Below are 15,520 nucleotides of genomic sequence, written 5' to 3' on the forward strand. Positions count from 1 at the left end.
AATCCTGAATGTCATAGTGACCATTATATAAGAGGAAGATCATATAGTCGGTGACTAATGGGTGAGCATTTGAATAAAAATATCAGTCTGTTATATTTAAAATCTAAAATAATAACGGCGACTGCTTGCGCAGCCGCCTCATGGGAGAGGAGAAACCGGACGAAGAGCTTATGGGGAAACGTAAGTCTTCTCCGCGGTTGTCTACGACATTCTCTGATGTCGATAATTCAAGCATTTCCGGTTTACAGGAAATTTATACATGGCAAGGATAAAATTTTTGTGTACAATTAGAGCTTGTGGTACGATAGCAACGTAAATGAGCCAGCTAGAAGGGAATGCGTAAGGATGAGAGTCATTTCAGGCAGTGCTAAAGGCAGGTTGTTAAAGGCTGTACCCGGTACAAGCACACGACCGACAACGGATAAAGTGAAGGAATCAATCTTTAGCATGATCGGACCATATTTTGATGGTGGACAAGTGCTGGATCTATTTGCTGGCACGGGAGGACTAGGCATCGAAGCGCTAAGTCGCGGGATGAATAGGGCCGTGTTTATTGATATCGAAAAGAAGAGTGTCGATACGATTCAGCACAACTTGCAAGCGACGGGTCTTAAGGAGCAAGCTGAAATTTATCGCACGGATGCTACACGAGCGCTGAAATCGCTGGCGAAGCGGGAGCAGCAATTTGAGCTCGTTTTTCTAGATCCGCCTTATAAGATGAAGGTCATTGCAGAACTTATCAGCTCGATGGAAGCCCAAGGGCTTCTGGAAGCTCAAGCGATCATTGTCGTGGAGCACGATGTTAAGGATGTGCTTGTTGAAAGCATTGGTGAGTTTGTGCAGCAGAGAAGAGCTGAGTATGGTGACACTGCTGTCACCATTTATAAGAGAGTCATACAGCACCTGCAACTGTAAGCTTACGATGCCGGTTATTGTGGCAAAATGCAAAGGAGATGAGCAGCATGAAGCAAGAACACGGCATTACGGTCGCCGTTTATCCTGGAAGCTTCGACCCGGTGACGTATGGTCATCTCGATATCATACATAGAGCGGCCAAGGTATTTGACAAATTAATTGTAGCAGTTCTCAATAATACCTCTAAGAATCCCCTATTTTCTTTAGAAGAACGAATGGATTTAATTAGGCAAGTGACGAAAGATCTCCCGAACGTGGAGGTCGATGGTTTTCGCGATTTGATGGTCAATTATATGAAAACTCGTAATGTTCATTTGATTGTTCGTGGACTTCGCGCAGTTTCGGATTTCGAGTATGAGCTTCAAATGGCATCGACTAATCACAAGTTGAACGAAGATGTGGAAACGTTCTTCATGACCTCTAAGCCCAAGTATTCCTATTTGAGCTCTAGTATTGTGAAGGAAATCGCTCGTTTCCATGGCCCGGTTGGGGATCTCGTGCCACCTGAGGTTGAAGAGGCGTTGAAGAAGAAGTTCCCGGTGATCGAAGTGGACGATAACGTTTAAAGTTAGCGGGAAATTCTGTTTCTAATTATTTGGATAGACACAGAAGCCATGAGCATAACAATTAGTAATAGCATCAACTGAGAGAGCATAGGTCCCAAGAGGCCCCATGCCGTTTCGCCGTTCAAAGGGAATGTTGTCGCTTGGTGCTCGCTTACCGCCGAATCCAACCAAAGGAAGCTGGGCTCTGCATCTTTAAGCAGCCAAACTAATGGTTTCCATAGGAATACCGTTAGCACAAATGCAAGCCCTGCATGCAGGGCGCGAGCTAGTAAGAATGATACATAGCGCGCGTCTGTTTTCTGATGGAAACTGGCTACTTGGGCATGGGTGGACAAGCCTCCCCACCCTAGAAATGCCCCAATCAACGCCATTTGCGGAAGCAAGGGAAAATCCTCTATCTGGCTGAACGCGTATGCGCCAAGATGAATCTCGAACACACCTTTGATCCATTGAGGCGCCGTATCGGTGGTGATGTTTAGAAAACCAAGTAGGCTACCTGTTACAAAGCTAATGCTTTGTGTCAAATGGACGATGTTCACGACATTGATCAGTACGGAGAAAATCATCATGTATCCGCCAATAAGCATCAAAGTTTGAACCGAGGATGTTACGGAGTCGCCTAGGAGTTTGCCAAATGCTCGTCCGTCGTGCAAATAAGCTTCGCGCATGGTAGTTAGCGCGCGTTTCCAGATCGAAGTCGAAACTGGTTTTTTCGTTGATTGAATAGATGCCGAGAGCTCGGGAGACGATTGCGTTATTCCCCGATTTTCTTTGCTGTTTCTCATTAGGAATCCGGTAAGAAGAGCTGATGTGTAATGAATAATTGTCAGCAAAATACCAAGCTGTGCATTATGCAGGAAACCTACACCAACGACCATAATGATAAATATGGGGCTGCAAAGATGAGATAATGCCGTTAATCGTTCTGTTTCAATTCGAGTGATGAGGCCTTTTTCTCGCAGGCTAGCAGTAATTTTGGCTCCCGTAGGAAATCCTACAATAAGACCGGAAGCAAGCGCCCATCCGCTAACGCCAGGAAGTCGAAAAAGGATGCGCATAAGTGGCTCGAAAAGTGTTCCAGCTCCTTGTATAACGCCGAATCCGATTAACAACTCGGTCATGATGAAAAAAGGCAGCAGCGCTGGAAACACGAGCTTCCACCAGATGGTAAGTCCCTCAAGCGAGGATTGAAACGCCAGATCAGGGAATAAAATGATAGACACAACAACAAGGGCAGCCAGGGCCCCCAACAGCAGCGTTGTGAGTGTACTACCGGACTTCGAATGCATGCGCTGCATGAAATTCACCTCATCCTACTAAATATGCTACATTTGTACGCGTGTAGGCGAGGCTTTAGACCAAGCTTTTGCTTGTTGAGGGACAGGAATTGTCAATTGTAATTAGCAACAGGAGGGGAAACCTGTATGAATGAGAAAGATGAAAGCAGCATACGCACATGGTCGAGCGATTCGTACAGCCATCCCAAAAGAACGGCGACCAGACGCTATTTACTTTCTTTTTTGGTTGGTATTGTTATTATTTATTTGATGTTTTTTATCCAGCTTCCTTATTTTATTTTCATGCCTGGGACAGCGGAAGAAATAAAGCCGATGGTAAGCATTCCCAAGGGTTCTGATCCCGAGAAAGGCGCACTTATGCTGACGACAGTAAGAGTCGCTGATGCCAATTTGGTTAATTACTTAATTGGTCTCGTGCACCCGTATGAGGAAATTCAACCGAAAACAAGTGTGTTTCGAAAAGGGGAGTCCGAAAAAGAGTATTCGCAGCGGCAAGAATATGTTATGCTCACTTCCCAGGCCAGTGCTATTCAAGCTGCTTATACGAAAGCGCAAGTTCCTTTTCATATTAGCCATGAGGGGGTAATGGTGCTCCAAACGCTTCCGGGCTTAGCTGGAGAGAAAGCGTTAAAGCCAGGTGACGTTTTGCTGAAAGCCGGAGACAGGGATGTTAAGGTCGCTCAGGATCTATTGGATTCGCTTAAAGGCAAGAAGGTCGGAGATACGGTGGAGATTACGTTTACGCGTAATAAAATAGAACAAAAGGTTACCCTCACACTCGGTCCGTTACCTCAACAAGAGGGCGATAAGGGGGAGCAAAAAGCAGGTATTGGCGTGGTGCCGGCTGACATGCAGTTGGTAAAAGCTGATCAAACGGATCAGCAAGTGTCAATCAAAGCCGGCGAAATCGGCGGGCCATCCGCAGGTCTGATGTTCTCTCTTGAGATTTATAATCAGCTTATCCCTACGGATATTACCAAGGGTCACCGCATCGCGGGAACTGGAACAATTGATACGAATGGCATTGTTGGGCCTATTGGCGGTATCCAGCATAAGATCATCGCTGCGGATAAAGAAGGGGCGGAATTTTTCTTTGCGCCTAAAGACTTGAACTATCCCGATGGTACGAAAATTCAGAATTATTCGGATGCGGTTGCTAGAGCAAACCAAATTAAAACCAAGATGAAAATCGTGGAGATTGGCAGCTTGGATGACGCCATTAAGTTTTTAGAGGCATTACCGCAGAAGTAATTGTTTACTAGCGAAAATAATATATTTATAATTGACAAAAGGTAAGCAAACTGGATATAATAATCTTTGTTTGTTTGGGGTGATAAACATGCAAATTCGTTTTAAAGAGTTAGCTCTTAAAGGACTACCGGTGCACATGACACAAGATATGAATTTGACCGCGCCTTTTGAGGGGCGTCATGATATCCTTGGCTATAGTCCCGTACATGTCGATCTTCATGCCGTGCATGAAGGAGGAGCAGCGAAAGTTAACGGTACGTTAACGCTAGACTTGGAGTTAAGCTGTTCACGATGCTTATCCCACACTAATCAAACAATCGAGCTTCCTTTCAAGGAAGTCTTCATGCAGAAGCCAGAAGATGATGCCGAGATCGACGAGGATATTCATCTGGTGATTGGAGATAAAATCGATTTAGAGCCTTACGTTGTAGAAAATGTAGTGGTGGGTTTACCTTACATACCACTTTGTGACGAAGCGTGCAAAGGTCTCTGTCCCGTGTGCGGAGAAAATCGCAATCTCTTGGATTGCGGCTGTAAGCAGGAAAAGGTTGATCCTAGACTTGCTGGGCTCGCGGACTTTTTTAACAAAGAATAAGGCAACATTGAAATTCGTTTAAGGAGGTGTTTTGAATATGGCAGTACCTCAAAGAAGAACGTCCAAAACTCGTCGCGACAAGCGCCGTACTCACTTTAAATTGGAAGTTCCAGGCATGGTGAAATGCGAACAATGTGGAGAACTGAAGCTAGCACATCACGTGTGCAAAACTTGCGGAACTTACAAAGGTAGAGAGATCGTAAAAGCATAAGAAAAGACATAGTACTTCATCCTAGTGTGAGGTGCTATTTTTTTTGCTTTCTTTTTGGTGGTAAATTTAATATACTACAGTTTAGTATCTGGTAATAAGATGAGATATAAGGCAACTTGATCCAAGATTGAAGCGGGCAATTTGTCATTCATAATCACAATGCCATATAAATAGCATCTCACGAGATAAGGTGGTGCTTGCCATCGAACGTCTTCCCAAACGACAGAGGCAGCAACAGCTGCTTCAAGCGATTGAAGCGAATCCATTTATGACGGACGAGGAGCTTATGCGAACGTTTCAAGTGAGTATCCAAACCGTTCGATTGGATCGTCTGGAGCTTGGTATTCCCGAATTGCGGGAACGAATGAAGCATATGGCGGTCAAAACGCATGATCAAGTGCGATCCCTGCCGATTGATGAAGTCATTGGAGAAGTGATCGATTTGCAGCTGGATCAAAGCGGTATTTCGATTTTTGAAATTAAAGAAGAGCATGTCTTTTCAAGAACCAAAATTGCTAGAGGACATCATATATTCTCGCAGGCCAACTCCTTGGCTGTTGCCGTCATCGACGATCCAATTGCTCTAACAGCTTCTGCTGATATTCGCTTTATTCGTTCTGTGAAGTTCGGAGAGAAATGTATCGCAAAAGCATACGTGCGTTCTGTTTCCAAAGGGAAAGCTCGGGTAGAAGTGTTTTCGTACGTGGGCGACGAGGACGTGTTTCGGGGCAACTTTGTGATCTTTCATTCGAAGAAAGAGCAACATCTAGATAAGGAGGACAAGCTGCATGCGGATTGCGATTGATGCAATGGGGGGCGATCATGCCCCTAAAGTTGTAGTAGAGGGTGCGCTCGCAGCGGCCAAAGAGTGGAGCGACGTAGAAATTATTCTTGTTGGTAACTCGGCTGCGATCGAGGCGTGTCTGACTGAGAGGCCATCGAACTTGACTATCCGGCATACGGAAGAAGTTATTGAAGCCGACGATGAACCTGTGAAAGCAGTACGTCGCAAAAAAGACGCTTCCATGGTGGTAGCAGGTAGACTTGTGCGTGAGAAAGAAGCGGAAGCGATGATCTCCGCAGGTAACACAGGTGCGTTAATGACAACCGGACTACTTATCGTTGGAAGAATTCCAGGCATAGAGCGCCCGGCGCTCGCACCAATGCTGCCGACGACCAATGGCAACGGTGTGCTGGCACTTGACTTAGGTGCTAATATGGATGCAACGGCTGAACATTTGACGCAGTATGCGATCATGGGAAGTATTTACCGTAATAAAGTGCACGGCATTGCCGAGCCGCGAGTAGGACTCTTGAACGTAGGTACGGAAGCGATGAAAGGGAACGAGCTAACGAAGGCTGCCTATCCTTTATTGGAACAAGCGCCTGTTCGTTTTATCGGGAACGTTGAATCGCGTGATGTGCTTCGCGCAGAGTGCGATGTCATTGTTTGCGATGGGTTTGCGGGTAACATTATGTTGAAATCGCTAGAGGGCGCCGCTTCTGTATTTTTCTCCGTTTTAAAGGCGGAATTTACGAAAACTTGGTATTCCAAACTAGCTGCGGCTATACTAAAACCGGGCATAATGAAATTTCGTAAACAATTTGACTATAAAGAGCACGGCGCGGGACCTCTCTTAGGGATCCAAGGCTTAGTACTGAAATGCCACGGATCGTCTGACGCCAATGCGATCAAAAATGCAGTCCGCCAAGCGAGAATCGCCTTACAGAACGATTTGGTTGGTGCGATATCTGCAGAAATCAATCACGGGAAGTGAGAGAGAACAACATGAACCTTATACCGGTTGGGGTACTCGGAACAGGCAAATATGTGCCTGATCGCATTTTGACGAATCAAGAACTTGAAACCATGGTTGAAACGAACGATGAGTGGATCGTCACCAGAACTGGAATTCGTGAAAGAAGAATTGCAGCGGAAGGACAAGCAACATCGGATCTCTGCTATGAAGCTTCACTCGTCGCACTTGCGAATGCTGGAATCACGCCAGAGCAACTGGATTTAATCATTGTGGCTACGATTACGCCGGATATGTCATTTCCGTCTACGGCTTGTATCCTTCAAGAAAAGCTAGGCGCCAAGAAAGCGGCAGCATTTGACCTGTCAGCTGCATGCTCGGGTTTCGTTTATGGATTAGCTAATGCATCGAACTTCATTGCTACGGGTACATACCAATACGCGCTTGTTATTGGCGCTGATTGTTTGTCCAAAATTACGGATTATACAGATCGTAACACTTGCATTCTTTTCGGAGACGGTGCAGGCGCGGTTGTGATCGGTGAAGTGCCGGAAGGCAGAGGATTCAAGTCATTTGAATTAGGAGCAGACGGCACAGGCGGTCCGTTGTTGAAGATCGAGGGCGGGGGTTCTCGTAACCCGGCTTCACAAGCATCTCTTGACCAACGTTTACATTATATATACATGGCTGGCGCTGAAGTGTTCAAATTCGCGGTTCGTATTATGGGGAATGCAGCGGATGAAGTGCTTCGTAAAGCAGGCTGGGAAAAAAGTGAGATTGATCTCCTTGTTCCGCATCAAGCGAACATGAGAATTATTCAAGCGTCCCTCAACCGTTTGGACATGACGGAAGATAGATGTATGATTAACTTGGACAAGTACGGCAACATGTCAGCTGCCTCCATTCCGGTAGCATTGGCTGAAGCTGTTGAGCAGGGCAGATTGACCGAAGGCGAGCGCATTGTACTTGTTGGCTTTGGCGGGGGTTTGACATGGGGCGCATCTGCGCTAGTTTGGTAAGAAAAATGCAATTATATTTAGCCTAAAAGCAACAAATTAGCATAAGAAATCAACAACATGATAACATATGAACTGATCGCGGAAGGGAATTTTTTCTTGTATGGGTAAAATTGCTTTTGTTTTTCCAGGGCAGGGTTCGCAGTCGGTCGGAATGGGGTATGATTTATATCAAAACCATCCTGCTGCTAAAGCGTACTTCGACCGCGCCAATGAAGCGCTAGATTTTTCTCTTTCAGACCTGATTTTCCAAGGTCCGGAGGAAGAATTGAAAATCACGTATCACACGCAGCCGGCGTTGTTGACGACAAGCATCGCTTGTCTTGAAGCGTTCAAGGCTGCGGGAGTTACTCCAGACTACGTCGCAGGACATAGTCTGGGGGAATACAGCGCGCTCGTCGCAGCTGGCGTGCTTAAGTTCGAGGACGCTGTCCGCACGGTACAAGCCCGCGGCAAGTTCATGGAGCAGGCCGTTCCTGGCGGCCTGGGCGCTATGGCGGCCGTTCTCGGAGCCGAGCGCGGAGCGCTGGCGGAGCTTTGCGCGGCCATCACGAGCGGCGGCTCCGTTGTGGAGCTCGCCAATGTGAACTGCCCGGGACAGATTGTCGTCTCGGGCAGTAAGGAGGGCGTTGCAGCGGTCGTAGAGCGCTGCAAAGAAGCAGGCGCGAAGCGTGCTATCCCGCTTGAAGTGAGCGGTCCTTTTCACTCATCGCTCATGAGGCCGGCTTCCGAACATCTCGCAGAGGTACTCGCGTCTGTTGAAATGAGTCAAGCGTCCGTACCGGTTGTAGCCAACGTAACAGCACGGTCAGTGACGCAGCCTGGCGACATTCGCGGGCTGCTGGTCGAGCAGGTTTACTCCCCGGTTCTCTGGGAAGATACCGTTGCTTACTTGATTGGTCAAGGCGTTGACACGTTCATTGAGCTTGGCTCGGGTACTGTGCTCGCAGGATTGATCAAGAAGGTCGATAGGAGCGTTAGAATCATTTCTATCGGAAGTTTAGAAGCTTTGGATAAGTATTTGCAGGAGGTTGTTCACGAACATGCTAACGGGTAAAGTGGCACTTGTAACTGGCGCATCTCGAGGTATTGGCCGCGCGATCGCTTTGCATCTAGCTGAATCTGGAGCAGATGTGGCTGTTAACTACGCTGGCAGTGAGAACGCTGCCCAGGAAGTTGTGGAACTGATCGAAGCGATGGGGCGCAAAGCCGTTAAACTTCGTGCAGACGTCAGCAGCTTCCAAGAAGCAGATGATTTAGTGAAGCAAACGCTTGAGATTTTTGGTAAGATTGATATTCTTGTGAATAATGCAGGCATAACAAGAGACAATTTAATCATGCGAATGAAGGAAGAAGAGTTCGATCAAGTAATCGCTACGAATCTGAAGGGCGTGTTTAATTGCGTGAAAGCCGTTACTCGTCCGATGATGAAGCAGCGCTTTGGTCGAATCATTAATATATCTTCCGTAGTAGGTGTGCTCGGCAATCCGGGTCAGGCCAACTATGTGGCAGCAAAAGCAGGCGTCATTGGGCTGACCAAAGCGACTGCAAGGGAGCTTTCTTCTCGAGGTATTACCGTGAATGCGGTTGCGCCAGGTTTTATTGAAACCGATATGACCGACAAGCTGTCGGCCGAGATGCGTGAGCACATGTTGAAGCAAATACCATTGGAGCGCCTAGGACAGCCTGAAGAAATCGCTAAGGTTGTTCGCTTTCTAGCCTCCGACGATGCGTCTTACATGACAGGCCAAACGCTTCATGTGGATGGCGGCATGTACATGTAAGTTTTTCCAAAACGGGAAACTCAAAATTGCCTACTGGCAATCTGTCAAAGATTCTCGTATAATACCAAAGAGGAGGTGAACCGGATGTCCGACGTATTGGATCGTGTTAAACGAATTGTAGTCGATCGTCTAGGGGTTGATGAGGCTGAAGTCACCCTCGAAGCATCTTTCAAAGAAGATCTAGGTGCTGATTCTCTTGATGTAGTAGAATTAGTAATGGAATTAGAAGATGAGTTCGATTTAGAAATTTCAGATGAAGATGCTGAGAAGATTACGACAGTAGGAGAAGTTACGAATTACATAAAATCTCATACGTAATAGTCTACCAAGTCCCGTTCTCTTTCAAGACGGGACTTCTCTCCATTTTCCATTCACAAAAAAACGATGCTTTTCTACATAGAGGTGGAACAAATGAACAGAGTTGTAATTACAGGTATGGGCGTAGTTACTGCCCTTGGTCAAGATTTAGAAACGTTTTGGGGTAACCTGACATCAGGGAAATCGGGCATCAGCAGCATTGAAAACTTTGATGTAAGCGAATACCCAACTCGCATTGCCGCTGAGGTAAAAGATTTTAATATTGAGAATTATGTAGATCGCAAAGATGCACGCAAGATGGATCGTTTCGTCCAATTCGCAGTTGCAGGAGCACTCAACGCGCTTAAAGACGCGAAATTAGACGTGAAAGCAGGTACTGATCCTGAGCGCGTGGGCGTCTCTGTAGGTTCTGGTATTGGTGGCTTGAATACGTGGGAGGAACAGCACCGCATTCTGTTGGAAAAAGGACCTAAGCGTGTTTCGCCTTTCTTCATTCCGATGATGATTGCGAATATGGCATCTGGCTATATCTCAATGATTACCGGAGCGAAGGGGCCCAACAGTACAGCGGTAACTGCCTGTGCAACAGGCACGCATTCCATTGGAGATTCGTTCAAAATGATTCAAAGAGGCGACGCCGACGTGATGATTTGCGGCGGTGCCGAAGCGACGATTACGCCTATTGGTGTCGCAGGCTTCTGTGCACTTCGGGCGATGTCTACGCGTAACGAGGAGCCGCATTTGGCAAGCCGTCCGTTTGATACCGATCGTGATGGTTTTGTCATGGGAGAGGGCGCCGGAGTTCTTATTTTGGAGTCGCTTGAACATGCGGAGCAGCGCGGAGCTCATATTTACGCTGAAGTGATTGGTTACGGAATGAGCGGCGACGCTTATCATATGACTGATCCAGATCCAGACGGCGCTGCGCGTTGTATGGCTAAAGCGATCAAAGATGCAGGCATTGCACCAGAAGCAATTAATTATATTAATGCCCACGGAACTTCAACGTCAGCTGGAGATAAATCAGAAACTATAGCGATTAAGAAGACTTTTGGGGATCACGCGTACAAAGTGGCTGTGAGCTCTACGAAATCCATGACAGGTCACTTGCTTGGTGCTGCAGGAGGCGTAGAGGCTGTCGTTTGTGGTTTGACTATTTCTAATAATCTGATTGCGCCAACGATCAATTTAGACAATCAAGATCCTGAATGTGATTTGGATTATGTGCCGAATACAGCACGTGAGGCGCAAGTCGACATCGCAATGTCGAACTCCTTCGGTTTTGGCGGACATAATGCAACGATTATCTTGAAAAGGTTTGAAGCATAAATTGCCTTCCTACGAAGAAAGATAACGGAATATCATTCTCTCTGGGTGGTGAAACAAGGAAATGAACCGTGATATTAAAGAGCTGCAGCAACGAATAGGCATTAGTTTTCGTAAATCGGAGCTGCTGAAGCAGGCATTTACACATTCCTCTTATGTCAACGAACATCGCATCGCTGGACATAAGGACAACGAGCGTTTGGAGTTTCTGGGGGATGCCGTTTTGGAGCTGACCGTTTCTGAATTTTTATATGATACATATCCAAGCCGTACGGAAGGCGAGTTGACCAAACTCAGAGCGTCTATCGTGTGTGAGCCTTCCCTCGTTACGTTCGCTGAAGATTTGGATTTTGGCGCGTTTGTCCTACTGGGCAAAGGTGAGGAGTTGACAGGAGGACGCTCGCGTCCAGCACTTCTTGCCGATGTATTCGAGTCGTTTATCGGTGCGCTTTACTTGGATCAGGGGCTTGATAGTGTAAAAGTGTTTCTTAAGCGCCATGTATTCACTAAAATTTCCAGTGAAGGTAAGCTGCTTGTCATCGACTACAAGACACAACTGCAAGAGCATACACAGCATCACAACATGGGATCTCTAGAATACCGCATCGTTAATGAACGGGGCCCTGCGCATGAACGTGAGTTTGTAGCAGAAGTATACATGGAGGCTTCGCTTCTAGGGACTGGCGTTGGCCGTTCCAAGAAGGAAGCTGAACAGCAGGCTGCCGCTCAGGCGCTGTCCAAGCTTAATGTTGCTGTTGAGCGGTAATGGATGTACATTGTTGCTAAAAAAGGCGGCTGCGGCTGCCTTTTTTGTTTTTATGTCTTATTTCATAAGGGATATGTTACAATAATTTTTGAGGTGAGACCATGTTTTTAAGGCGGATTGAATTATCCGGATTTAAGTCTTTCGCGGACCGGACAGAGCTGGAATTCGTGCGCGGGATCACCGCGGTGGTAGGTCCGAACGGCAGCGGTAAAAGTAACATTTCTGATGGTATTCGCTGGGTGCTTGGGGAGCAAAGTGCGAAGTCTCTACGCGGCGGTAAAATGGAAGATGTTATTTTTGCAGGTAGTGATGCACGTAGAGCGGTTAATTATGGTGAAGTATCCCTAACGTTGGATAATAGCTCGCAATCGCTTCCTTTGGATTTTAACGAGGTGACGGTTACTCGAAGAGTGCATCGCAGCGGGGAAAGCGAATATTTGATTAATAAGCAGCCCTGCCGCCTGAAAGATATTACGGAGCTCTTTATGGATACAGGTATTGGGAAAGAAGCCTATTCGATTATTGGGCAAGGACGTATCGAAGAGATATTAAGCACAAAGTCGGAAGATCGTCGGGGCATTTTTGAAGAAGCATCCGGGATTGTAAAATATAAATCACGTAAACGTGAAGCTGAAAAGAAGCTGAGCGATACAGAGCAAAACTTATTACGGATTCATGATCTGGTGTCTGAGCTTGAGGATCAAATTGAACCGCTTCGCGATCAATCAGAGAAAGCCATCCGATTTAAAGAGTTGCGTGAGAAGCTGAAAAGCAGCGAGATCTCCATGTATGTGCACCAGATCGATCAGATTTATCTATCATGGAACGAAGCAACGCAAAAATTGGAAAAGCTGCGTATAGAACAAACAGAGTTGGCCACAATTGTGAATCAACACGATGCTCATTTGGAAAAGCATCGATGGGAAACGCGCAGCCTCGAAGAGGAACTTGAAAAGCTGCAAGAGAGTTTACTTCAATTAAGTGAAGAATTCGAAAAAAGCGAAGGTCATGGCGAGGTTCTTAAAGAACGTAAAAAGAACTATGTCGCCAATCGACAGCAGCTAATGAGTGTAGTTGTTTCGCAGGAGCAACGCAAAGCTGATAAGGAAGCAGAGCTTGTGGAGCAGCGTGAAAAGATCATTCAAATTGGTGCCCAGCTTTTTGAGTTTCAAGCCAAATTAAATGCAGAAGAACAGCGATTGCTTGGGGTCAATGGAGGGATTAGTTCAGCACCCGAAGATCAGTTAAAGGGCGAATTGCTGGAAACGCTCAACCGGATGGCGCAAGCGCGCAATGAAATTCGTTATGCGGAGCAACAAACGGAAAGTATTGGACGCAGATTGGAAAGACTCGATGAGGAACGCCAAAAGTGGGCGGAACAGCGGGAGAAAATTGCGCATCGCAAGCAAGAATTAACGGCAAAACTAGAAGAGACCGTAGCAGAAATCGAAAATGATCGTCAGCGGTATGTCCAGTTGTCACAAAACCTAAAATCTAAGCAGGGCTTATTAGATGAAGCGCAAAGTATGGTGCGCAAATGGGAGCAAAAGCTCGACGCATTAACTTCACGCCGCGACACGATGAAAGAAATGGCCAATGATTATGATGGCTTTATGCAAGGTGTTAAAGAAGTTCTGAAAGCGAAAACACGCAAAGACTTGAAAGGGATTCGTGGGGCTGTAGCCGAGCTTGTTAAGGTGCCTGCTGACGTGGAGATTGCTATCGAAACAGCGCTTGGCGGTGCGTTACAGAATATCGTCGTAGAGACGGAAGCCGACGGACGAGAGGCGATTGCTTTTCTGAAGCGTCGTCAAATGGGACGAGCTACCTTCCTGCCAATGAATGTTATTCGTGGCCGCTCCATATCGGATCATGAAATCGGATCCTTGAAATCGGCTAAAGGTTTTGTCGGTATCGCAGTTGATTTGATTGAGTTTGACCCTACTTATCAAAATATTTTCTCCAGTTTGCTTGGTAACGTGGTTGTAGCGCAAAGTCTAGAAGAAGCCAACCATATTGCGGCCAAAGCACAATATCGGTATCGCGTTGTTACGTTAGAAGGCGATGTTGTCAATCCAGGAGGATCGATGACAGGGGGAAGTTTGCAGAAGAAGACGACTAGCTTGTTAGGTCGACAACGGCAAATTGAGGAGCTTGACCAAGAAATCAAGACCTCTGAGCAGCAGTTGGGCGGTTTGCGAGATAAAACCTCCTCTATGAAACGTGAAATCACAGACGATATGATGACGATTGAACAGCTTCGCCAGCTTGGGGAACAGAGACGGATTGCTGAACAGCAAATTCTTGCGGAGCTTAACCCGTTGGAGGCGGAGAATAGAACGGTAGAGGAACAACTCACGCTAGATAGTCAGGATCGGGGCTCACTCCTTGCCGAACAAGCTGATTTTGCGCGGAAGAAAGTGGAGTCCGAGGATAGCTTGGCTGAGCTTCAGGAAGAAGAGGCCTCTTTGCAGCAAGCAATTCGTGAAGCTGAGATCTCCCGTAAAGCAAGTGAATCGGAGAAGGAAGAGCTGCAGAGCCAACTCACAGATTTGAAGGTGAGTGTGGCGTCAACTTCACAAGAGAAGCAGTCATTGCAAGATCAGCAGCGCCGTTTGCAGCAGGACTTATCCGACGTGCTTCGAGAGCTGGAAACAAATGCTCAACTATTGCAACAGTTGGAACAGGATATGGAAGCGCTCGAGCAAGAAACGGTGCAGCAAGTGGAACTGCTCAATGATCTCAAGCTCAAAAAGCAACAATGTGCTGAACAAATTGATTACAAGCGTGCAGGACGAGCAGACTGGCTCCAGAAGTTGGAGCAAGAAGAAAATGAAACTCGCGCTCAGCGTATCCAGCTCAAGCAGGTGGAGGAGAGTTTGCACCAAACTGAGGTTCGGGTCACCCGACTTGATGTCGAGCTTGATAACCTATTGAAAAAGCTCGGAGAAGAATATGAGCTGAGTTATGAGCTTGCCAAGGTACGTTATCCTGTTCCTGAGGACATCGCAGGCACGCAAAATCGTGTCCGCGAGCTGAAACGAGAGATTTCATCGCTAGGTGAAGTAAATCTCGGAGCCATTGAAGAATTTGCACGCGTGTCAGAGCGTTATGATTTCTTGAACAGTCAGAAGAATGATTTAATTGAAGCGAAAACGACGTTATATCAAGTCATACGTGAAATGGATCAAGAAATGTCCAAACGTTTTAAAACAACGTTTGACGCTATTCGTTCCCATTTTGGTATCGTATTCGCTAAGCTGTTTGGCGGCGGACGTGCGGACTTGATCTTATCGGAGCCCGAGAATCTTCTTGATACTGGAATTGAGATCGTAGCCCAACCGCCTGGCAAAAAACTGCAAAATCTTCAGTTGCTTTCTGGCGGTGAGCGCGCACTGACAGCGATCGCGCTGCTGTTCTCGATCATTCGTGTCAAACCTGTGCCCTTTTGCGTACTTGACGAAGTCGAGGCTGCCTTGGATGAAGCGAACGTATCCCGGTTTGCAGAGTACTTAAGGGAATTCTCAGAGATGACTCAGTTTATCGTCGTGACCCACCGTAAAGGCACAATGGAAGAAGCGGATGTGCTTTACGGTGTAACGATGCAGGAGGGCGGCGTTTCCAAGCTCGTTTCTGTTCGTTTAGAAGACGAGGAAGCTGTCGTGTCCGCATAGAATAACGAACGATATCATTTACTCATACTTACTTAACGAGCTG

Annotated in this window: 16 protein-coding genes; 15 read left to right on the plus strand and 1 reads right to left on the minus strand. The window is 46.7% G+C overall.

What is annotated here, in order from left to right; all coding sequences use genetic code 11:
* The first annotated feature begins 140 nt into the window (after positions 1-140).
* The 3 genes from GK047_RS30105 to coaD all read left to right on the plus strand — a co-directional run bounded on the left by GK047_RS30105 (position 141) and on the right by coaD (position 1,481).
* The gene (locus GK047_RS30105) at positions 141-272 is read left to right on the plus strand and encodes a hypothetical protein (protein WP_275901632.1); all 132 of its coding nucleotides are present in this window, start codon (positions 141-143) and stop codon (positions 270-272) included.
* 73 nt (positions 273-345) lie between these two features.
* A complete protein-coding gene (gene rsmD, locus GK047_RS05635) occupies positions 346-915 on the plus strand; it encodes a 16S rRNA (guanine(966)-N(2))-methyltransferase RsmD (protein WP_163942352.1) in 570 nt (189 codons plus the stop codon).
* Positions 916-953: 38 nt separating this feature from the next.
* Entirely contained in the window at positions 954-1,481 is a 528-nt protein-coding gene (gene coaD, locus GK047_RS05640) for a pantetheine-phosphate adenylyltransferase (protein WP_205516314.1), read from the plus strand.
* A gap of 2 nt (positions 1,482-1,483) precedes the next feature.
* Here the strand turns inward: coaD and GK047_RS05645 are convergent, their stop codons facing one another.
* Positions 1,484-2,779, minus strand: a complete 1,296-nt coding sequence (locus GK047_RS05645; protein ID WP_163942359.1) for a nucleoside recognition domain-containing protein — start codon at positions 2,777-2,779, stop codon at positions 1,484-1,486.
* Between the two features lie 126 nt (positions 2,780-2,905).
* Here GK047_RS05645 and GK047_RS05650 point away from each other — a divergent pair, with 126 nt between their 5' ends.
* From GK047_RS05650 to smc, 12 genes are all read left to right on the plus strand, one after another.
* A complete protein-coding gene (locus tag GK047_RS05650; RefSeq protein WP_163942375.1) occupies positions 2,906-4,030 on the plus strand; it encodes a SepM family pheromone-processing serine protease in 1,125 nt (374 codons plus the stop codon).
* 88 nt (positions 4,031-4,118) lie between these two features.
* Positions 4,119-4,625, plus strand: a complete 507-nt coding sequence (locus tag GK047_RS05655; RefSeq protein WP_163942378.1) for a YceD family protein — start codon at positions 4,119-4,121, stop codon at positions 4,623-4,625.
* Positions 4,626-4,662: 37 nt separating this feature from the next.
* Positions 4,663-4,836: a 50S ribosomal protein L32 gene (gene rpmF, locus GK047_RS05660; protein WP_163942380.1), complete on the plus strand. Its 174-nt coding sequence runs from the start codon at positions 4,663-4,665 to the stop codon at positions 4,834-4,836.
* Between the two features lie 190 nt (positions 4,837-5,026).
* A complete protein-coding gene (gene fapR, locus GK047_RS05665) occupies positions 5,027-5,641 on the plus strand; it encodes a transcription factor FapR (RefSeq protein WP_346010285.1) in 615 nt (204 codons plus the stop codon).
* Entirely contained in the window at positions 5,625-6,614 is a 990-nt protein-coding gene (gene plsX, locus GK047_RS05670; RefSeq protein WP_163942385.1) for a phosphate acyltransferase PlsX, read from the plus strand. Before fapR ends, plsX begins: the two co-directional genes overlap by 17 nt.
* A gap of 11 nt (positions 6,615-6,625) precedes the next feature.
* A complete protein-coding gene (locus GK047_RS05675; RefSeq protein ID WP_163942388.1) occupies positions 6,626-7,612 on the plus strand; it encodes a beta-ketoacyl-ACP synthase III in 987 nt (328 codons plus the stop codon).
* A gap of 100 nt (positions 7,613-7,712) precedes the next feature.
* Positions 7,713-8,666: an ACP S-malonyltransferase gene (gene fabD / locus GK047_RS05680; protein ID WP_163942390.1), complete on the plus strand. Its 954-nt coding sequence runs from the start codon at positions 7,713-7,715 to the stop codon at positions 8,664-8,666.
* Complete coding sequence (gene fabG, locus GK047_RS05685) at positions 8,653-9,393, plus strand: 3-oxoacyl-[acyl-carrier-protein] reductase (protein WP_163942393.1); 741 nt, start codon at positions 8,653-8,655, stop codon at positions 9,391-9,393. The genes fabD and fabG overlap by 14 nt, the downstream gene beginning before the upstream one ends.
* A gap of 84 nt (positions 9,394-9,477) precedes the next feature.
* Positions 9,478-9,711 carry an acyl carrier protein gene (acpP, locus tag GK047_RS05690; protein ID WP_028558238.1) on the plus strand — a complete coding sequence of 78 codons (234 nt, stop codon included), beginning with the start codon at positions 9,478-9,480 and terminating at the stop codon, positions 9,709-9,711.
* A gap of 93 nt (positions 9,712-9,804) precedes the next feature.
* Positions 9,805-11,040 carry a beta-ketoacyl-ACP synthase II gene (gene fabF, locus GK047_RS05695; protein WP_163942396.1) on the plus strand — a complete coding sequence of 412 codons (1,236 nt, stop codon included), beginning with the start codon at positions 9,805-9,807 and terminating at the stop codon, positions 11,038-11,040.
* Between the two features lie 61 nt (positions 11,041-11,101).
* Entirely contained in the window at positions 11,102-11,803 is a 702-nt protein-coding gene (rnc, locus tag GK047_RS05700; protein ID WP_163942398.1) for a ribonuclease III, read from the plus strand.
* Positions 11,804-11,904: 101 nt separating this feature from the next.
* Complete coding sequence (gene smc, locus GK047_RS05705) at positions 11,905-15,477, plus strand: chromosome segregation protein SMC (RefSeq protein ID WP_163942401.1); 3,573 nt, start codon at positions 11,905-11,907, stop codon at positions 15,475-15,477.
* The last annotated feature ends 43 nt before the right edge of the window (positions 15,478-15,520 follow it).

It is taken from the genome of Paenibacillus sp. SYP-B3998 (assembly GCF_010820665.1).
GTDB lineage: Bacteria > Bacillota > Bacilli > Paenibacillales > NBRC-103111 > Paenibacillus_E.